Origin of the sequence: Pseudomonas syringae, from assembly GCF_000737245.1 — a bacterium.
GTDB lineage: Bacteria > Pseudomonadota > Gammaproteobacteria > Pseudomonadales > Pseudomonadaceae > Aquipseudomonas > Aquipseudomonas syringae_J.
Genome location: NZ_JPQU01000025.1, coordinates 84,017 through 102,773 on the forward strand (window position 1 = coordinate 84,017; position 18,757 = coordinate 102,773).

An 18,757-nucleotide genomic window follows, 5' to 3' on the forward strand; every position below is an offset into this window, starting at 1 on the left:
TCAAGTTGTTGCTACAACCCGCTCTACGTTCCTGTTTCCTGCAACCAGCCCAGCGCTCTTTCATGAGGAAGAGGCTGTCATCAATTCAAGTTCCAGGGAATAAGAAAATGTCTACACGTCAGAGCGGTACCGTCAAGTGGTTTAACGACGAGAAGGGTTTTGGTTTTATCACTCCAGAAAGCGGTCCGGACTTGTTTGTGCACTTCCGCGCTATTCAAGGCAACGGCTTCAAGAGCCTTAAAGAAGGTCAGAAAGTGACCTTCGTTGCAGTGCAGGGCCAGAAAGGCATGCAGGCTGACGAAGTTCAAGCTGAAGGCTGAGCCTTTGGAACAGGAAAAGCCCCTGATATTGATATCAGGGGCTTTTTTATGGGCGCGATTCCGTAAAATGGGTTCTTTTTCGCCACGAGAGCCACGCGATGTCCAGACACATGCTTCGTCCGCAAGGTGACTATCCGGCAGCAGGCTTGGGTCGCCGCCTGGCGGCCATCTGTTATGACGCTCTGTTGTGCTTCGCGCTGCTGCTGGTGACGGCCTTTATCTACAAGCTGGTGATGATGGCATTCATCGGCGAGGCCAGGCTCAAGGTCTTGTCAGAATCGGGCTCGCTGGATGGCGATCCATTGTTGTCGGCGATTCTGTTCATGGTGCTCTTCGGTTTCTTCGCCAAGTTCTGGACCCACTCGGGGCAAACTCTGGGTATGCAGGTCTGGGGCATACGGGTGCAGAACGCCGACGGCAGCGGAATATCCCTGATGCAGGCGCTGCTGCGCTTCATGGTGTCCATTGCTTCCTGGCTGTGTCTTGGGCTGGGCTTTGTCTGGGCGTTGTTCGACAAGCACAAACGCAGCTGGCATGACATGTATTCCAATAGTCAGTTGGTTAGGGTGCCGAAGCAGAGGTAGCTACAACCCTGAATTTCGCTGCACAGAATTCTGAGTACATATCCGTTATCGCAGCGAGTTGAAATTACGGTTCCGCCCTTACGGCGGGTCACTTTCGAAAAGCCAGAATGCTGGCCCAGTCAAAACTAACCAAAGCGCTCTTGCCCCACCACTCGGCTCCTCGCCTAGGCTCGGGGTACCCGCCCGCGTGGTTTAACGGGGCGCCCTGGATCAAAATCAAAAGCGCGCGAGGCGGCCTGAAAGCCGACCTGCTTTCTTGTGCGAGCCTGCCTCGCTACTTTCATCGTCTGCATCATTGCATTCGCGAATGAATTCGCTCCCACGGGTTCGGTGATCTTCTGTGGGAGCGACCGGGGTGGCGCTCCACCTTGCTCGCGAAGAGGCAATTACATCCGATAGTTATTTATCGCCTGGAATACAGCCTTCGCAAGCAAGCTTGCTCCCACAGGTCCGAGGCGCACTCAAACCCGTGGGAGCGAATTCATTCGCGAATGACCCCAAACAACAAACATCGCGCGGTAAGTTCACCCAAACAGGTCGGTTTTCAGGCCGCCTCGTTCGCTTTTGATTTGGCTTTTGATCTTGGGCGCCCCGTTAAACCACGCTGGCCGGAATTCGATGTTGAGGCGTGGGGTAAACCGGCAGGGATGCCGGTTTAGCCGCCCTAGGCCATGGATGGCCGTTGGCGGCGGCACCACGCCTCAATGTCGGATTACGGGCATGCCGAGCACCAGCGAGGGACCGAGTGGTGGGGCAAGAGCGTTTTGCTTACTTTTGACTGGGCCGGCATTCCGGCTTTTCAAAAGTGAGGCGCTGTAAAAGCGCAACCATAAGCCGCCGCTACCGCAGCAATGGATATGTACTGAAAAAGATGTGTAGCCACCATAAGGGCACCCCAAAATCAAAGGTCAACACCCACAAAAAAGCCGACTAAACGTCGGCTTTTTCACAACTACAAAACTCTTACCCAGCCCTGCGCAACAGCAGTATCCCCGCCAACGCACAGACCGCGGCCGGCACCAGCACCGCGAACAGCGGCGAGAAGCCGAACACCAGACTTGAAGGCCCCAGCAGGTCCTGCGCAATGCGGAACGTGAAGCCCACCAGCACGCCGGTGAAGACCCGCTGACCCAAAGTCACCGAACGCAGCGGACCAAAGATGAAAGAGATCGCCATCAGCACCAGCGCCACGGTCACCAGTGGCTGCAGGACTTTGGTCCAGAATGCCAGCCAGTAACGGCCGTTGCTCAGGCCCTGATCAGCCAGGTAATGCGCGTATTGCCACAAGCCGGTGATGGACAACGAATCAGGCGGCATGATGACGGTGCTCAGCAGTTGCGGGCTGAGCGCTACGTCCCAGCGCTCCTCAGCGGTCTTGATCACTTCGGTGCTGCCGTCACGGAAGAAGGTGGTGGTGATGTCCTTTAATTCCCAGTAATCGGTTTTGAATGTGGCCTGCTTGCTGAAGCTGGCGCTGAGCATGTGCCGCTCGTCATCGAAGCGGTAACGGGTCACACCGTACAACACGCCGCTGGGTTGCACGGCGTTGATGTGGATGAACTCGTCACCCTGACGGTGCCACATGCCGTGACGTGCGCTCTGCGCGTCGCCACTGCCTTGTGCCAGCGAACGATTGGCCTGGGCCTGATTCTCGGCGGCAGGCGCAACGTATTCACCTACCAGCACGCCAAAGATCATCAGCACCAGCATTGGCTTCATGACCGCCCAGACGATGCGCCCAATGGACACACCGGCCGCACGCATGATGGTCAGTTCGCTGCTGCTGGCCAGGCTGCCGAGGCCGATCAGGCAGCCGATCAGTGCTGCCATCGGCAGCATTTCATAGAGCCGGCGCGGCGCGGTCAGGGCAACGAAGCTGCCGGCGTCCAACAGGGTGTAGGAATCACTGACATCGCCCATTTCATCGATGAAGGCAAACAGCGATGCCAGTCCCAGAATAATCCCCAGGACGGCCAGGATCGCGATGAATACGCTTTTGCCAATGTAGCGATCGAGCTTAACCATGGGTCACCTCCGACACAGCGCGGCGACTCGCCATTTTCAAGCGCAACGGCTCCCAGTACAGCAAGCCCAGGCCAATCAACAGGAAGATCGCGTGCACCCACCACAAGCCCAGCGCCATCGGCAACTTGCCTTTTTCAAGGGCGCCACGGGCAGCAATCAGGATGGTCAGATAAGCCATGTACAGCAGAATGGCTGGCAGTAATTTCAGGTAGCGACCCTGACGCGGATTGACCCGCGCCAGCGGCACGGCCATCAGGGTCACGATGAAGACCAGGATCGGCAGCGAGATACGCCAGTGCAGCTCGGCCTGGTTGCGGGGAATGTCGCTGCCAAACAGGTCGAGGGTCGGAATAGCCTCGCGGTCAGTCACTTCATTGCTGATGTCCGGTTTGGGCAGCAGCGCACCGTAAGTGTCGTACTTGATGGCGCGGTAGTTGGCCTCACCCGGATTGCCGTCGTAGCGATAGCCGTTTTCCAGAACCAGAAAGCGACTGCCGTCGGGTTTCACTTCCTGGTGGCCTTTTTCAGCGACCAGCACGGTGATGCCGCGATCCTTGGATTTGTCAGCAGAGATGCGTTTTTCCGAAATGAATACACCGCCCAGCTTCGAACGATCATCCGAGAGCTCCTTGGTGTAGGTAACCCGGCTGCCATCGCGCAGGGTCTGGAAGCGACCGGGCACCAGGGTATCAAACTCGGTCATGGCGTCCTGTTTGTTGATCAGCAGCGAGAACTGCGTGGCCCCCTGAGGCGCGAGGCTGAAGCTCAACCACGCCACCAGCAAAGCGACCAGTGCGGCCGGCACCATGGTCATGGCCAGCAAACGCTGCTGGCTCATGCCTGTGGCGGACAGCACGGTCATTTCGCTTTCCAGGTACAAACGCCCGTAGGCCAGCAGAATGCCGAGGAACAAACCCAGTGGCAGGATCAGTTGCAGGAAACCGGGCATGCGAAAGCCCATGATCAGGAACAGTACGCCTGGATCCAGTGCGCCCGACGCCGCTTGCGCCAGGTACTTGATGAAGCGTCCGCTCATGATAATTACCAGCAAGACAGCGCTGACAGCGCTCAAGGTAACCAGCACTTCTCGGGACAGATAACGGAAGACGATCAAACCAGACACTCCAGGGTCGCCGGGCTCAGGCAGCCAGACAAGAAAAAAGGTATCAGTGGTGACGGCAGATTCAACACGTTGAGCCGTGAACCCGCCAAAAAATATGCGGCATTATCCTGTGAATCAGGTGCTCTGTCACTGCGCACTCGGGATAGTTCATACGTAGCCGTCCTACACAGTGCCGTATCGGTATGTTTTACGGGGTTGTCAGGGGTCCTGTGCGGGGGTCAAACTGCGGGCCTTGTCGCTGACAGGTGCATGCGCAACCGCTGCTGCCTGTCGCGCACGTCATTCATTTCGCGATAGCTCATCGTTTATTCGGGGACCCGGACATGGAATTGGTTGTTAAAAGCGTAAGCCCAGAAACCTTGAAGACCGCCACGCTGGTGGTTGCCGTAGGCGAAGGCCGCGTGCTCAGCGATGCTGCCAAGAGCGTAGACGCTCTGAGTGGTGGTGCCATTGCCGCCGTGCTCAAACGCGGTGATCTGGTTGGCAAGGTTGGCCAGAGCCTGCTGCTGCACAACCTGCCAAACCTCAAAGCCGAACGCGTGCTGTTGGTCGGCACCGGTAAAGAAGCCGAACTGACCGACCGCCAGTTCAAGAAAATCATCAGCGGCGTACTGTCGACGCTCAAGGGCCTGGGCGGCACCGATGCTGCCATCGCTCTGGATCAGGTTGCAGTCAAGAACCGCGATACCTACGGCAAAGCTCGCCTGCTGGTTGAGACCCTGGCCGATGGCGAATACGTCTTTGATCGCTTCAAGTCGCAAAAAGCCGAAGCCCGCGCGCTGAAAAAGGTCACCCTGCTGACCGACAAAATCAGCGTCGCCGACGTGGAACGCGCCGCGACCCACGCACAGGCTATCGCCACCGGCATGGCACTGACCCGCGATCTGGGCAACATGCCACCGAACGTCTGCCACCCTGTTTATCTGGGCGAACAGGCCAAGGCGTTGGGCAAAGCGCACAAGAACCTCAAGGTTGAAGTGCACGACGAGAAAAAACTCGCCGAATTGGGCATGGGTTCGTTCCTCGCCGTGGCTCAAGGCAGCGCCCAGCCGCCGCGCCTGATTGTCATGAACTACTCTGGCGGCAAGAAAAGCGAGAAGCCTTTCGTACTGGTTGGCAAAGGCATCACTTTTGATACCGGCGGCATCAGCATCAAGCCGGCCGCGGGCATGGACGAGATGAAGTTCGACATGTGCGGCGCTGCAAGCGTGTTTGGCACCCTGCGCGCGGTGCTGGAGCTGCAATTGCCGATCAATTTGGTGTGCGTCATCGCCGCAGCCGAGAACATGCCAAGCGGCACCGCGACTCGCCCGGGCGACATCGTCACCACCATGAGCGGCCAGACTGTGGAAATCCTCAACACCGACGCCGAAGGCCGTCTGGTGCTGTGCGATGCCCTTACCTATGCCGAACGTTTCAAGCCACAGGCGGTGATCGACATCGCAACCCTGACCGGCGCTTGCGTCGTAGCCTTGGGTGGTCACACCTCCGGCCTGCTGGGCAATAACGATGCGCTGATCAATCAACTGCTGGATGCGGGCAAGTTCGCTGACGACCGCGCCTGGCAGCTTCCGTTGTTCGACGAATATCAGGAGCAACTGGACAGCCCGTTCGCCGACATCGCCAACATCGGTGGCCCTAAAGGCGGCACCATCACCGCTGCGTGCTTCCTGTCGCGCTTCACCAAAACCTACGAGTGGGCGCACCTGGACATCGCCGGGACCGCCTGGCTGAGCGGCGGCAAGGAAAAAGGCGCCACTGGCCGTCCGGTTCCACTGTTGACCCAATACCTGCTCGACCGCGCTGGCGCGTAAGGACACCGGGGCGTTCGCTGCCGCATGGCAAACGCAAACCCTGGAGGAGCGAGCTTGCTCGCGATTCGGTTTTTTCTGTCGATAAGTTATCGCTTGACCTGACGCTATCGCGAGCAAGCTCGCTCCTACAGGGTAAGCGTTTCAAACCATGAGTTTGATACGCGAAAAGCGCCCCGCGACCTGGAACCTACATGACACAAGTCGACTTCTACATTCTCCCCAGCGCCGATCCGTCGGCACGCCTGGACTTCGCCTGCAAGCTCACGGAGAAGGCCTGGCGCATGGGCCATCGGATCTACCTGCATTGCAGCGATGCTGCGCAGCGTGAAGACCTCGATGCCCGACTGTGGCGCTTCAAGGGTGAGACCTTTATCCCTCACGGCGATGCCGAAGAGGACCAGGTTGCACCTGTCGTACTGGGCCTGGGTGAAGACCCGGGACAACATCAGGATCTGCTGGTCAACCTTGACCTGCGCATCCCCGATTTTTTCAAACGTTTCGCCCGCGTGGCGGAAATCGTTGTGGAAGATTCCGCGATACGACTGGCCGCACGAGAGAGTTTTCGCTTCTATCGTGAACAGGGCTATCCTCTGCAGGATCACCGACTACAGCGTCTTTGAGCACCCCGATGGATAATTCAAACTCCCTGAAAAACTCCGCCAACCTGCTGGATGACCTTGAGTCTATCCGCCAGCTGCTCGGCGACGACTCCCCGCCCACGCCAGGCAATGGAGAGGGTCAGATCCCTCTACTGTTCGATGTGGTGGGCGCAAAACCGGCGCTGGCTGAGGAACTGGATTTCGGTGGCGATGAGGCCGATATCCCGACCCTGACGCCGGAACCAGCGGTAGCAGCCGCGCCTGCACCTGCACCACAGCAAGCGGTTTCGAAAGAAGACACGCTGCTGCATCTGGACACTGAGCTGCGCGACGCCGCCCAGTTGATCATGCAAGACGTGATCGATGACTTCGCTCCGCACATCGAAACCGAGATCAAGCGTCGGCTTGAGGCAAGGTTGGAGCGGTTGCTCAGTCAGTATCAGAATTAACGCTTTCATCCCTGTGGGAGCGGTGCTTGCCCGCGATGAACGATGACGTGGTTTGCCTGATGTCACGCATCGCCTGTATCGCGGGCAAGCACCGCTCCCACAGAGACCGCGCTTGTTGCGCGAAAGCGTTGTCAGAAAATTGCTTTCCAAATTTAACAGCCCATCATCGCCCCGCTCTACGCCCAGCCGCTCATCCTCGCTATACTTGTCGGCTTTCCTGAATTACAGCAATAGGTTCCCGCCGCGCATGGACAAGACCTACCAGCCGCACGCTATTGAAACTTCCTGGTATCAGACCTGGGAATCCGAGAATTACTTCGCGCCGCAAGGTTCGGGTGACTCGTACACCATCATGATCCCGCCGCCAAACGTCACCGGCAGCCTGCACATGGGGCACGGTTTCAATAACGCGATCATGGACGCCTTGATCCGTTTCCGCCGCATGCAGGGTCGCAACACCCTGTGGCAGCCGGGCACCGATCACGCCGGTATCGCTACGCAGATGCTGGTAGAACGTCAGATCGAAGCGCAGGGCCTGAACCGTCATGACCTTGGCCGCGACAAGTTTCTGGAAAAGATCTGGGAATGGAAGGATCAGTCCGGCGGCAATATCAGCCGTCAGATCCGTCGCCTTGGCTCGTCCGTAGACTGGAGCCGCGAGCGCTTCACCATGGACGACGGGCTGTCGGAAGCCGTTAAAGAAGCCTTTGTGCGTTTGCATGAAGACGGGCTGATCTATCGCGGCAAGCGTCTGGTCAACTGGGACACCAAACTGCACACGGCCATCTCCGACCTCGAAGTGGAAAACCACGACGAAAAAGGCTTCCTGTGGAACCTGCGTTATCCACTGGCTGACGGCGCAAAAACCGCTGACGGCCTGGATTACCTGATCGTTGCTACTACGCGCCCGGAAACCATGCTCGGTGATGCCGCCGTCGCTGTTAACCCGGAAGACGAGCGTTACAAGGCGCTGATCGGCAAGTTCGTCGAGCTGCCACTGGTTGGCCGTCGCATCCCTATCATCGCAGACGATTATTGCGACCCTGAATTCGGCACCGGCTGCGTGAAGATCACCCCGGCCCACGATTTCAACGACTATGAAGTCGGCAAGCGCCACAACCTGCCGCTGCTGAACATTTTCGACAAAAATGCCCACGTACTGGCCACTGCTCAGGTGTTCAACCTGGACGGCACCCTGAACGAAACCGTTGACGGCACCCTGCCTGCGCAATATGCAGGCCTGGATCGCTTCGAAGCCCGCAAGCAGATCGTTGCTGCCTTCGACGCCGCCGGTCTGCTGGTCAGCGTTGATGATCACGCCCTGAAAGTCCCGAAAGGCGACCGCTCCGGCACCATCATCGAGCCATGGCTGACCGACCAGTGGTATGTGTCCACCAAGCCGTTGGCAGAACCGGCCATTGCCGCAGTGGAAGATGGCCGCATCGCCTTCGTGCCCAAGCAATACGAAAACATGTACTTCTCGTGGATGCGCGACATCCAGGACTGGTGCATCAGCCGTCAGCTCTGGTGGGGCCACCGCATCCCGGCGTGGTACGACGAGTCCGGCAAGGTGTATGTCGGTCGCGACGAATCCGAAGTCCGCGCCAAGAACAACCTCGGTCCTGAAGTTGCGCTACAACAGGACAACGACGTTCTCGACACTTGGTTCAGCTCGGGCCTGTGGACTTTCTCCACCCTCGGCTGGCCGGAAAAGACCAAGGCGCTGGAAACCTTCCACTCCACCGACGTGCTGGTCACCGGCTTCGACATCATTTTCTTCTGGGTTGCCCGGATGATCATGCTCACCATGCATTTGGTGAAGAACGAAGACGGCACCCCGCAAGTACCGTTCAAGACCGTTTACGTGCATGGTCTGGTCCGCGACGGTCAGGGTCAGAAGATGTCCAAGTCCAAAGGCAACGTCCTGGACCCGCTGGACATCATCGACGGTATCGAGCTGGAAGATCTGGTGCAGAAACGCACCTCCGGCATGATGCAGCCGAAACTGGCCAAGAAGATTGAAAAGCAGACCCGCGACGAGTTCGCCGACGGCATCGCCAGCTACGGCACCGACGCCCTGCGTTTCACCTTCTGCTCGCTGGCCTCCACCGGTCGCGACATCAAGTTCGACATGGGCCGCGTCGAAGGCTATCGCAACTTCTGCAACAAGATCTGGAACGCAGCGCGCTACGTCCTGGACAAGGGCGAAGACTGCGGCCAGAACGGCGAAGAAGTCGAGCTGTCCCTGGCGGATCGCTGGATCATTTCGCAACTGCAACGCACTGAAGCCGAAGTGACCCGCCAGCTGGATCAGTTCCGCTTCGACCTCGCCGCTCAAGCCTTGTACGAGTTCATCTGGAACCAGTATTGCGACTGGTACCTGGAACTGTCCAAGCCTGTGCTGTGGGACGAAACCGCTCCGGTTGAGCGCCAGCGCGGTACTCGCCGCACACTGGTTCGGGTACTGGAAGTGGCGCTGCGTCTGGCCCATCCGTTCATGCCATTCATCACCGAAGAAATCTGGCAGCGCCTCGCGCCGCTGGCCGGTGTCGAAGGCAAGACCATCATGCTGCAACCTTGGCCAGTGGCCAACGAAGCGCGCATTGATCAAGCCGCTGAAGACGACATCGAATGGCTCAAAGGCCTGATGCTCGCCACCCGTAACATCCGTGGCGAAATGAACATCGGTCCGGGCAAGCCGCTGCAGTTGTTCCTCAAGAACGTCAACGCCGAAGACCTGCGCCGCTTGCAGGAAAACGACTACCTGCTGAAAAAGCTCGCCAAGCTGGAATCCATCACCGTGCTGGAAGCTGGCGCCGAAGCACCGCTGTCGGCTACCGGTCTGGTGGGCGAGATGGAAGTGCTGGTGCCAATGGCCGGCCTGATCGACAAAGACGCCGAGCTGGCGCGTCTGGACAAGGAAATCCTGCGTCTGCAAGGCGAAGTGCAGCGGGTCGGCGGCAAGCTGTCCAACGCCGCGTTTGTTGACAAGGCCCCGCCAGAAGTCATCGCCAAAGAACGCGCCAAAATGGCCGAAGCCGAACAGGCTCTGGGCAAACTGGCCGAGCAGCATGCGCGGATTGCGAGTTTGTAAATGAACCAAGAAGCCAGCCTGTAACTCAGGCTGGCTACCATGCCCCTGTAGGAGCGCGCTTGCCCGCGATGAGGCCTGATCTAACGCTGCCGATTCTGATCCAGAACGCCCGTGTCTGATACACCGTCATCGCGGGCAAGCGCGCTCCTACGGGGGGGGGCTGCGTTTCTCCAGCATCGAATGGGTTATGAGTACCCTGATCAAACCCAAACATCCCGCATAAAGACCCAAAAACCTAGTATTTCTGCTAGTACTGCCAGTCCCCCACCGAGCGTATTCTCATCCCCGCAGCCCCCTGTATTGACTGCCGCCTGATACCTGAAGCGATAGAGGATACGAGGTGCCATCTGATGAAGAAGCCCAAACCCGGCCGGCAGCGTGCTGACCAAACCACTGTTCTGCTGGCCGCCAGTCACCAAAACTCCGTGCTGGCTGAACTCGATAACCATGATCTGAACAAGGTCCGCTACAGCGCTTATGGCCAACGGTCGACCGAACTGAATCCCGTCGCATCAATGGCCTTTAACGGTGAGTTCCGTGAACCGGATACCGGTTGGTATCTGCTGGGTAATGGATACCGAGCCTATAACCCGGTATTAAGGCGCTTCCACAGTCCTGACAGCTTAAGCCCGTTTGGTGGTGGTGGGCTGAATGCTTATGCCTATTGCGTGGGGGATCCGATCAATCATTCCGATCCCACTGGGCATTTAGCTTTGAGTGCGCTGTTTCGGGCGATAGTTTCCAAGCCGGCTTCAAGCCTCATTCTGGTAAGCATGGCTGTAGGAGGGTTAACCGCGATTTTAGGCAGGGTCGTGCGAAATAGCGATACAGGAAAGATCCTGATGGTCGTGGGCGCTGGGTTAGTTGCTATTAGTGCGGGATTTATGTTTGGAAGAACAGCTTATAGCCGGTTGAGGCCTAGTAGAGGGACTGGAATACCTACTACAACTGCTCGTGGACTTATGATGCACCCCGATGATTTCTATGCCATGAGAAATACCAATCGAATTGTTGTCGACTATCCACCTCCGTATCAATCATTGACCCCTCGCCAAAGCCCCACTCCATCCCGTATATCCTTGCCTCGCCCAGAAACTCCGCCACCTTCATACCACGAGGTCATCCCTGCAAGACGGACTCCCCCGCCGTCTAGATCAGCTTCAATTTCATCAGATAGCTCCTCAGGTTGGGCAAACTCAATCAATTTATATGGAAATCAGCTCAGTTTAAGTCGCAGACGGAGTTCAATACGTAGCAGTTAGCCCACCAATGCAATCCCCCGCACCAAGGGCCAGCTGTGGGACAATGCCCGCCACTCAAGCCCCGACGCTGACCCGACGCAACCATGACTATTCCGAAACAACCGGCCGCACCTGGCAAAAAGCTCCCGACGAAAACCAAAGCGCCGGGAGCCGAGCCGAAGGAAAAAGCCACCCTGCACCCGCGCAATCGCCACCAAGGCCATTACGATTTTCCCAAGCTGATCAAAAGCAGCCCGGAGCTGGGTCAGTTTCTGATCACCAATCCGTATGGCAAGGAAAGCATCGACTTCGCCAACCCTTCTGCCGTGCGGGTGTTCAACCGGGCGTTGCTGAAATCGTTCTACGGCATAGCGCATTGGGACATTCCGGCGGATTACTTGTGCCCGCCGATTCCGGGCCGGGCCGATTACCTGCACTTTCTGGCCGACCTGCTGGCTGAGGGCAATGAGGGCGTGATCCCGCGTGGGGCTGCGATCAAGGCGCTGGACGTCGGCACCGGCGCCAACTGCGTTTACCCGCTCATCGGCCATAGCGACTACGGCTGGCAGTTTCTGGGCTCGGATATAGACCCCACTGCAATTGCCGCGGCCACTGCAATCGTCAAGTCCAACAAACTGAACAAAGCCATCATCCTGCGTCAGCAAGGCAACCGTAAGCAGATCCTGCTGGACTTGCTGAACAGCGATGAGCGTTTTGACGTCAGCCTGTGCAACCCGCCGTTCCACTCTTCCCTGGAAGAAGCACAGCGCGGCAGCCAGCGTAAATGGCGGGCATTGGGCAAGGCCGACCCGAAGCGCAAGCTTCCGGTGCTGAATTTCGGTGGGCAGTCCCAGGAATTGTGGTGCGAAGGTGGCGAAATCGGCTTCGTAACCCAACTGATCAAGGAAAGCACCCAGTCGGCAAGGCAGGTGCTGTGGTTCAGCACACTGGTATCCAAGGCGAGCAACCTGCCGCTGATTCAGAGCACCCTGAAGAAAGTGGGTGTTTTTGAGAGCCGCGTGGTGGAAATGGGCCAGGGCCAGAAGCAAAGCCGTTTTGTGGCCTGGACTTTTCATGACAAGGCGAAGCAAGAGGCGTGGCGGCAGGAGCGGTGGGTGTAGATCTCAAACAACTGGCACTGAACCCTGTTGGAGCGTGGCTTGCCCGCGAAGAACGATGACGCGGTTTGCCTATTGCACCGAGTCGTCTGATTCGCGGGCAAGCCTCGCTCCAACGGGACGGAGCTAAGCGAACAGACACAAAAAAGCCGTGCCCGGTTGACCGGCGCACGGCTTTTTCACAGCAAGCGTGAGCTTACTTGTTGATCGAGTCGCTCAGCACTTTAGCTGGTACGAACTTGATAACTTTCTTGGCAGCGATTTCGATGGCAGCGCCAGTCGAAGGGTTGCGGCCAGTGCGAGCTGGACGCTCGGCTACTTTCAGTTTGCCGATGCCCGGCAGAGTGATTTCAACGCCGTTTTCCAGTTGGTCGGCAACAATTTGGCCCAATTGCTCAAGAGCATTACGCGCGGTGGTTTTTGGCGCGTCGATAGCTTCTGCGATATCGGCGATCAATTGGTCTTTAGTCAGAGCCATGGTGGTGTTCCTTCCCTATCAAATTCATTTGGATTGCAGAGTGCAGCATCGGCCTGGGGCCAGGCGATGAACCTGACCCTCCAATAGCAGCCACGATTAATCGCGAACTGTAGATGCTCAAAGCGGGCAATGGTTCGGCCCGAAAGCACACAAACTGCGGTGCTTGGCGCGCTATGCTGCGCAAGACCGGGCAAAACTAGCACAGAGCCAAGCAAATATCCGCACTAACCTACCCGTTTGGACAGGTTTATCCTCAATCTGCCGAAAAAACATACTCCAATACCACCACAAGAGCTAAAACCAAGGGTCTCAGGGGCGTTCCAGCCTCGTGTGCGCTACACTGGCCGCCGTTAAAACGAGCCGCGCCGCTCGACCTGTATTCCGCTCACAACCAGCCGAGAACTCTATGCCGATCCGTCATTGCATCGTCCACCTGATCGACAAGAAACCCGACGGTACGCCAGCTGTCCTGCACGCACGCGACTCTGAACTCGCCGAATCCCAAGCCATCGAGAACATGCTGGCGGACCTTAACGAGAGCTATAACGCCAAACAAGGCAAGGCCTGGGGGTTCTTCCATGCCGAGTCCGGCGCGCATCCGTTCAGTGGCTGGCTGAAGGAATACATGGACGGCGGCAAAGACTTCACAGCGTTCAGCCGCATCGCGGTGGAACACCTGCAAAAGCTGATGGAAGAATCCAACCTGTCCGTCGGCGGCCACGTGCTGTTTGCCCACTACCAGCAAGGGATGACCGACTACCTGGCCATCGCCCTGCTGCACCACAGTGAAGGCGTGGCAGTGAGCGAAACCCTGGACGTGACTCCATCGCGCCACCTGGACCTCGGTCAACTGCACCTGGCGGCGCGGATCAACGTCTCGGAGTGGCAGAACAACAAGACGTCCAAACAGTACATCTCGTTCATCAAAGGCAAGAACGGTAAAAAGGTTTCGGAGTACTTCCGCGACTTCATCGGCTGCCAGGAAGGCGTCGACGGCCCTGGTGAAACCCGTACCCTGCTCAAAGCCTTCAGCGATTTCGTCGAAAGCGAGGACCTGCCGGAAGATTCCGCCCGTGAGAAGACCAAGACCCTGGTGGACTACGCCAGCAGCCAGAGCAAGATGGGCGAACCCATGGGCCTGGAAGAGCTGTCCGGGCTGATCGACGAAGAACGCCCGCGCGCGTTTTACGATCACATCCGCAACAAGGACTACGGCCTGTCACCCGAGATCCCGGCGGATAAGCGCACCCTCAACCAGTTCCGTCGCTTCACCGGCCGTGCAGAAGGCCTGTCGATCAGTTTCGAAGCACATCTGCTGGGCGACAAGATCGAATACGACGAAGCCGCTGGCACCCTGATCATCAAAGGCCTGCCGACGCAGCTGACCGATCAGCTCAAGCGTCGCTGAGGGCACTAGTCATGTTGATACGCACCTTGAAGAAATTCGTGCTGATCATGCTGGTTGTGGTGGTTTACCAGAACTGGGGCAAGATCGAGCACTTCTTCAATCCATCAGACGCGGTCCCCACACACACTCAGGCGCAAGCCCGTGTGGTGATGTACGCCACCGAATGGTGCGGTTACTGCAAACAGACCCGGCGTTTCCTCGACAGCAAGGGCATCCCGTACAAGGAATACGACATCGAGAAATCAACGGAAGGCCGCAAGGCCTATGAAGCTCTTGGCGGCCGAGGGATTCCGTTGATTGATGTGAATGGCACGATTATTCGGGGCTTTAGTGAAGAAGCGATACTTGCGGCGTTGAAGTGATCGCAAATCGTGCTGCCTGATACATCCCTGTGGGAGCGAGGCTTGCCCGCGATAAGGTCGACACGGTTCATCTGCGAAACCGCAGCGTCTGTATCGCGGGCAAGCCTCGCTCCCACAGAGATCAAACCCGCCCGCGCTCAGCGTTTCACTATCCGAAACCCAAACCGCGGAAAGTGCACATGCACCACCCCAGCCCTTTCGTCTTCGCGACGCAGAATCAACTCCTCACGCCCACTGAACACCAATTCACCTTCAACCGGGTCGACGCCATAATCGACGGCTGAGATCGTCACCTGATCTCCTGCCTTGAAGCCGTTGGGATCAACAAATTGCTCATCCGGCAACGCAGCGGGTGTGGCCTTCGCGGCGATTTCCACTGCCTCGGCCGAGCTCAGCTCGCTGGGAGCGCCATGACCGAAGCCCAGCACTCGGCCCAGCCATGCCGCTATCCCTGGATAGTCATCCACCAACGGTGCGGTCACCGGGGTTTGCTTGAGGAACCACAGGGTGTGGGCGACCGAGAAATCGGCAATCGACGGCACGCCGAACAGAAAGTCGCCGTTGCGCTCCAGTTGCAGCTCCAGACGCGCCATCAGCGTTGGCCACTGGTGTTTGGCCTGTTCAGCTGGCATCCGATTCGCGCTACCGCCATCGAACAGTGCGGCACGATCGGCGATAAAGGCCTTCGCCGCTTCCGGCGGTACTTTGGCGAACCGCACGGCCAGGGATTCAGGCTGGAACACCAGGCTGACCGCATGCATGAACATTACCGAATCCGCCCAGGCCGCGAAGCTGGCAACGGTGAATTCCTGACCTTCCGGGAAGAACGCAGGCGAGGCTTTTTCCTGCTCCAGACGGCGGGCGATCAGGGCCGTGTCGCAGTAGATATCCGCGCCGATCTGTAACACCGGGGTTTTCCGATAGCCACCGGTCAGCGCCGTCAGATCGGGTTTTGGCATGATTGAAGGGATGATGACCGAGCGCCAGGACAAGCCCTTGAAACCCAGCATCAGACGGGCTTTTTCAGCGAACAGTGAGGTGGGGTAATGGTGCAGGATGATATCGGTCATATTGGCCTTTCCGGCAGAGGGAAAACCCACAGCTTAACCGGCAAAAACCCTCGAGCCTACCCGACAACTCTGATGGCGGATCATCACGGCGATTGATCGAAACGCAGGTTCTTTAGGAGCTGCCGCAGGCTGCGAACTGCGGCGCATCAGACAAGCCGCATTCGTCGCCGTCGTAACCTCCGACAACTCCTACAGAACCGAGGTGTGTCTGAACGAATGCAGAACCTGTGGGAGCGCGCTTGCCCGCGATGGCGGACGGTCAGACAACGCACTTTTCGCTGACACACTGCATCGCGGGCAAGCGCGCTCCTACAGGCAGGAGAACGTGTCCCCATCAAATCTTGGTGCAATAACCCGCCGCCAAAACCTCCTTGGCACTCTTCCTCAACTTCTTGATCAACCGCTCCTGGCGCAGCGCTTCACCCTTGCTGACACATTCCTCGACATACACCAGCGCCACTGCCGGGCTGGAATAGAAGAAGCGTGCGCCTTTGCCACTTTGGTGGGCGGTGAAGCGGCGCTGGGGATTGTCGCTGATGCCGCAGTACAACGAACCGTTTTCCGCACGCACCAGGTACACGAACCAGGGCTTACTGACCGCTGGTTCGGGGGTTTCGTCGACGGATGTGCACATGGCTTCTGGCATAACGGCAAATCAGGTTGGCATGAAAGCGCGGATTCTAGCAGAGCCTTAGCGCTCAGCCTGAAACGCCTTCAGGCCTTTTCGCGCCTGCTCACGAATGGCGTTCTGAACAAAAGGCGTCCAGCCCAACAGCAGCCCTTTGACACCCAATGCCTGACGGGACCAGCGCCACAGGTCGAATTGGTCGTGATGTTCGCTGATCTTGCCGTCCCGGAATACGAAACGCGCCTGAATGTCGTTGATCACGATGTTACCTGTCTTGCTGAACAGATAGGTCGCGACCCAGTGTGCCGCGCCGCTACGCTCATCAGCACGCACACTGTCAAAGGTCAGGGAAAAATCCTTGGCACGGGACGTGAGCATGCGCCACATATCACCGGCCTGTTGCCCACGCAGCTCGCCAAACACCGGATCGCTGAACACCACGTCATCGGTATAGCACGCAGCCATAGCTTCGGCGTCGAGACGGTTGAACGCCTCGTAAAAGCGGGTAATCAGCGCGTTATTGATCAGGCGTTTGTCTTCGTCACTCATGCATGCACGTCCATTGGAGCAAAAGGTGCTTGCACGATAAGCGGACTTTCAGCGCTTTGCCATGCGCATTCGACACGCAAATACCGTGACTCATACTTTTTCGCTACTGACCTGCACATACAAGGCTCGTCCAGCACCCAGGCCAGCGACTGTGGCCGCTATGCCGAGGACAGCGAAGATCCAGCCGATGGAGTCCCAGCTGTCAGTCACATCATGCACAACGCCTACGGCAAAGGGCCCGATGGATGCAATGGTGTAGCCGATCCCCTGGGCCATACCCGACAGATTGGACGCCACGTGAGAATCCCGCGACCGCAGTACGATCAGGGTCAGCGCGATGCTGAATGCCGCACCCTGCCCCAACCCCAGCACAACTGCCCAGCCCCATAGACCACCCACCGGCGCGTACAAGCATCCGAACAGCCCAGTCAGCGTCAGGGACATCGAGATAAGGACGCCCAGGCGCTGATCCTTGCCACGGGTTGCCAGCCATGGGGCGCTCAAGGCACTGATCAGCTGCACCATGATCGAACCGGACAGCAACAAACCGGCGTCCGTCGGGCTAAGGCCCCGGCCGATCAGCACCGATGGCAACCAACCAAACACCACATAAGCCAAAGATGATTGCAGGCCCATGTACAAAGTGACTTGCCAGGCCAGCCGATCACTCAACAAACCCCGCACGCGGTAGGCGACCTTGTGCTGGTCATGTTTTTGCCGCGCCTGCGGCCACCAGATCAAGGCCGCAAACAATGCAGGGATCATCCAGATACCCAGGCCGACGGCCCAACTGTCATTGAAATGATGGGCGATTGGCACCGTGGAGCCCGCCGCGAGCGCGGCCCCCAGACACAACGCCATGGTGTAGACACCGGTCATGGTGCCCGCATGTTTAGGGAAGTCGCGCTTGACGATACCCGGCAGCAGCACACCGATGACCCCAATACTCGCCCCGGCCAGGATACTGCCGGCGAATAGACCGAACTGGCCGAAGAAACTGCGCAAGACGATACCTGCCGCCAAGGCGAACAGAACCGCAAAAACCACCTGTTCACTGCCAAAGCGCCGCGCCAACCGAGGCGCCAAGGGTGCAAACAGCCCCAGGCAGAGCACCGGTAAGGTCGTCAGCAAACCCGCCGTGGCCGATGAAAGCCCGAGGCTGTCGGAAACGTAGCCGAGCAACGGCGCCATGCTTGCCAGCGCCGGACGCAGATTGAGCGCTACCAACACCAGCCCGAGCAGCACCAGCCACGGGCGATTGAGGACAGAAGATGAGTGTTGCGGGGTCGTACTCGCCGATGGCGCCTTGGTCGTCATTGCATTCTCGTGGGGGGCAGGAAGGTGAAACTGCGCAAAGCGCGAAAGGGCAACATCCTGTTGGAGAACGGAAGGGAATACAAGTTTCGGGGAACTTGGGTACGCTGCGATCGCAAGCCAGCAGGGCTTCAACAGAAGGCACCCTTGTTGGAGCGAGGCTTGCCCGCGAATCAGTCGACGAGGTGCATCAGCCAAACCGCATCATCGTGCTTCGCGGGCAAGCCCGGCTCCAACTGGCCTCACGAAGCCCGTGGGAGCGAGCTTGCTCGCGACAGCATTATTTTTTCAACCGCAGAAGATGTATCGAGTCTCAGGCCCTTTCGCGAGCAAGCTCGCTCCCACAGATTCGGCTCCAGCATCACTTTTGCGTCTATCAAAAAAAACCCGAACACAAGGTCCGGGTTTTTCACGCTGCCACTCAACCAATCAATGCAAAATCTGGCTCAGGAACAAACGGGTACGGTCACTCTGCGGATTGTCGAAGAAGTCGTTTGGAGCGGCTTGCTCGACGATTTCGCCTTTATCCATGAAGATCACGCGGTTGGCCACGGTACGGGCGAAGCCCATTTCGTGGGTTA

At 58.1% G+C, this 18,757-nt stretch carries 17 protein-coding genes and 1 pseudogene; 10 read left to right on the forward strand and 8 right to left on the reverse strand.

Annotated elements, in window-relative coordinates:
• Positions 1 to 107 precede the first annotated feature (107 nt).
• Both IV01_RS16700 and IV01_RS16695 read left to right on the forward strand, forming a co-directional pair.
• Positions 108 to 320, forward strand: a complete 213-nt coding sequence (locus tag IV01_RS16700) for a cold-shock protein (RefSeq protein WP_003237709.1) — start codon at positions 108 to 110, stop codon at positions 318 to 320.
• A gap of 98 nt (positions 321 to 418) precedes the next feature.
• Positions 419 to 904: an RDD family protein gene (locus IV01_RS16695; protein ID WP_032627553.1), complete on the forward strand. Its 486-nt coding sequence runs from the start codon at positions 419 to 421 to the stop codon at positions 902 to 904.
• Between the two features lie 963 nt (positions 905 to 1,867).
• Here IV01_RS16695 and lptG read toward each other — a convergent pair.
• Both lptG and lptF read right to left on the reverse strand, forming a co-directional pair.
• A complete protein-coding gene (gene lptG / locus IV01_RS16690; RefSeq protein ID WP_032627554.1) occupies positions 1,868 to 2,929 on the reverse strand; it encodes an LPS export ABC transporter permease LptG in 1,062 nt (353 codons plus the stop codon).
• Positions 2,922 to 4,043: an LPS export ABC transporter permease LptF gene (gene lptF, locus IV01_RS16685; RefSeq protein WP_032627555.1), complete on the reverse strand. Its 1,122-nt coding sequence runs from the start codon at positions 4,041 to 4,043 to the stop codon at positions 2,922 to 2,924. The genes lptG and lptF overlap by 8 nt, the downstream gene beginning before the upstream one ends.
• A 332-nt stretch (positions 4,044 to 4,375) precedes the next feature.
• On the opposite strand from lptF, the gene IV01_RS16680 reads away from it, so the two are divergent.
• From IV01_RS16680 to rlmF, 6 genes are all read left to right on the forward strand, one after another.
• On the forward strand, positions 4,376 to 5,866 hold the full coding sequence (locus IV01_RS16680; RefSeq protein WP_032627556.1) for a leucyl aminopeptidase: 1,491 nt from the start codon (positions 4,376 to 4,378) through the stop codon (positions 5,864 to 5,866).
• A gap of 191 nt (positions 5,867 to 6,057) precedes the next feature.
• Positions 6,058 to 6,486 carry a DNA polymerase III subunit chi gene (locus IV01_RS16675; RefSeq protein WP_032627558.1) on the forward strand — a complete coding sequence of 143 codons (429 nt, stop codon included), beginning with the start codon at positions 6,058 to 6,060 and terminating at the stop codon, positions 6,484 to 6,486.
• An 8-nt stretch (positions 6,487 to 6,494) separates the two neighbouring features.
• Positions 6,495 to 6,914 carry a hypothetical protein gene (locus IV01_RS16670; protein ID WP_032627560.1) on the forward strand — a complete coding sequence of 140 codons (420 nt, stop codon included), beginning with the start codon at positions 6,495 to 6,497 and terminating at the stop codon, positions 6,912 to 6,914.
• Positions 6,915 to 7,161: 247 nt separating this feature from the next.
• Complete coding sequence (locus IV01_RS16665) at positions 7,162 to 10,008, forward strand: valine--tRNA ligase (RefSeq protein WP_032627561.1); 2,847 nt, start codon at positions 7,162 to 7,164, stop codon at positions 10,006 to 10,008.
• Positions 10,009 to 10,358: 350 nt separating this feature from the next.
• A complete protein-coding gene (locus IV01_RS26210; RefSeq protein ID WP_080290257.1) occupies positions 10,359 to 11,270 on the forward strand; it encodes an RHS repeat-associated core domain-containing protein in 912 nt (303 codons plus the stop codon).
• An 83-nt stretch (positions 11,271 to 11,353) separates the two neighbouring features.
• Positions 11,354 to 12,370 carry a 23S rRNA (adenine(1618)-N(6))-methyltransferase RlmF gene (rlmF, locus tag IV01_RS16655; RefSeq protein ID WP_032627563.1) on the forward strand — a complete coding sequence of 339 codons (1,017 nt, stop codon included), beginning with the start codon at positions 11,354 to 11,356 and terminating at the stop codon, positions 12,368 to 12,370.
• A 193-nt stretch (positions 12,371 to 12,563) separates the two neighbouring features.
• Here rlmF and IV01_RS16650 read toward each other — a convergent pair whose 3' ends face one another.
• The gene (locus tag IV01_RS16650; RefSeq protein ID WP_020292090.1) at positions 12,564 to 12,845 is read right to left on the reverse strand and encodes an HU family DNA-binding protein; all 282 of its coding nucleotides are present in this window, start codon (positions 12,843 to 12,845) and stop codon (positions 12,564 to 12,566) included.
• A 406-nt stretch (positions 12,846 to 13,251) separates the two neighbouring features.
• Between IV01_RS16650 and yejK the strand changes: the two genes are divergently transcribed.
• Entirely contained in the window at positions 13,252 to 14,253 is a 1,002-nt protein-coding gene (yejK, locus tag IV01_RS16645; RefSeq protein ID WP_032627564.1) for a nucleoid-associated protein YejK, read from the forward strand.
• Between the two features lie 11 nt (positions 14,254 to 14,264).
• Positions 14,265 to 14,615: a glutaredoxin family protein gene (locus tag IV01_RS16640; RefSeq protein ID WP_032627565.1), complete on the forward strand. Its 351-nt coding sequence runs from the start codon at positions 14,265 to 14,267 to the stop codon at positions 14,613 to 14,615.
• A gap of 137 nt (positions 14,616 to 14,752) precedes the next feature.
• Here the strand turns inward: IV01_RS16640 and IV01_RS16635 are convergent, their stop codons facing one another.
• The 5 genes and pseudogenes from IV01_RS16635 to IV01_RS26215 form a co-directional block, all read right to left on the reverse strand.
• Positions 14,753 to 15,685 (reverse strand): glutathione S-transferase family protein, encoded by a 933-nt coding sequence (locus IV01_RS16635; protein WP_032627566.1) that lies wholly within the window; start codon positions 15,683 to 15,685, stop codon positions 14,753 to 14,755.
• A 334-nt stretch (positions 15,686 to 16,019) separates the two neighbouring features.
• A complete protein-coding gene (locus IV01_RS16630) occupies positions 16,020 to 16,331 on the reverse strand; it encodes a GIY-YIG nuclease family protein (RefSeq protein WP_050507387.1) in 312 nt (103 codons plus the stop codon).
• Between the two features lie 45 nt (positions 16,332 to 16,376).
• Positions 16,377 to 16,862, reverse strand: a complete 486-nt coding sequence (locus IV01_RS16625; protein ID WP_032627568.1) for a nuclear transport factor 2 family protein — start codon at positions 16,860 to 16,862, stop codon at positions 16,377 to 16,379.
• Between the two features lie 90 nt (positions 16,863 to 16,952).
• Positions 16,953 to 18,179, reverse strand: coding sequence for a CynX/NimT family MFS transporter (locus tag IV01_RS16620; protein WP_032627569.1), 1,227 nt, complete (start codon positions 18,177 to 18,179; stop codon positions 16,953 to 16,955).
• A gap of 426 nt (positions 18,180 to 18,605) precedes the next feature.
• Positions 18,606 to 18,757, reverse strand: a pseudogene (locus IV01_RS26215) (amino acid ABC transporter ATP-binding protein); the annotation flags it as partial.

What these genes read in the sequence shown, in the direction of transcription:
- IV01_RS16625 (WP_032627568.1), bottom strand. Translation starts at nt 16,862, where the DNA reads ATGAGTGACGAAGACAAACGCCTGATCAATAACGCGCTGATTACCCGC.
- IV01_RS16620 (WP_032627569.1), bottom strand. Translation starts at nt 18,179, where the DNA reads ATGACGACCAAGGCGCCATCGGCGAGTACGACCCCGCAACACTCATCT.
- IV01_RS16635 (WP_032627566.1), bottom strand. Translation starts at nt 15,685, where the DNA reads ATGACCGATATCATCCTGCACCATTACCCCACCTCACTGTTCGCTGAA.
- IV01_RS26210 (WP_080290257.1), top strand. Translation starts at nt 10,359, where the DNA reads ATGAAGAAGCCCAAACCCGGCCGGCAGCGTGCTGACCAAACCACTGTT.
- IV01_RS16700 (WP_003237709.1), top strand. Translation starts at nt 108, where the DNA reads ATGTCTACACGTCAGAGCGGTACCGTCAAGTGGTTTAACGACGAGAAG.
- rlmF (WP_032627563.1), top strand. Translation starts at nt 11,354, where the DNA reads ATGACTATTCCGAAACAACCGGCCGCACCTGGCAAAAAGCTCCCGACG.
- IV01_RS16680 (WP_032627556.1), top strand. Translation starts at nt 4,376, where the DNA reads ATGGAATTGGTTGTTAAAAGCGTAAGCCCAGAAACCTTGAAGACCGCC.
- yejK (WP_032627564.1), top strand. Translation starts at nt 13,252, where the DNA reads ATGCCGATCCGTCATTGCATCGTCCACCTGATCGACAAGAAACCCGAC.
- IV01_RS16670 (WP_032627560.1), top strand. Translation starts at nt 6,495, where the DNA reads ATGGATAATTCAAACTCCCTGAAAAACTCCGCCAACCTGCTGGATGAC.
- IV01_RS16675 (WP_032627558.1), top strand. Translation starts at nt 6,058, where the DNA reads ATGACACAAGTCGACTTCTACATTCTCCCCAGCGCCGATCCGTCGGCA.
- IV01_RS16640 (WP_032627565.1), top strand. Translation starts at nt 14,265, where the DNA reads ATGTTGATACGCACCTTGAAGAAATTCGTGCTGATCATGCTGGTTGTG.
- IV01_RS16695 (WP_032627553.1), top strand. Translation starts at nt 419, where the DNA reads ATGTCCAGACACATGCTTCGTCCGCAAGGTGACTATCCGGCAGCAGGC.
- IV01_RS16630 (WP_050507387.1), bottom strand. Translation starts at nt 16,331, where the DNA reads ATGCCAGAAGCCATGTGCACATCCGTCGACGAAACCCCCGAACCAGCG.
- IV01_RS16650 (WP_020292090.1), bottom strand. Translation starts at nt 12,845, where the DNA reads ATGGCTCTGACTAAAGACCAATTGATCGCCGATATCGCAGAAGCTATC.
- lptG (WP_032627554.1), bottom strand. Translation starts at nt 2,929, where the DNA reads ATGGTTAAGCTCGATCGCTACATTGGCAAAAGCGTATTCATCGCGATC.
- IV01_RS16665 (WP_032627561.1), top strand. Translation starts at nt 7,162, where the DNA reads ATGGACAAGACCTACCAGCCGCACGCTATTGAAACTTCCTGGTATCAG.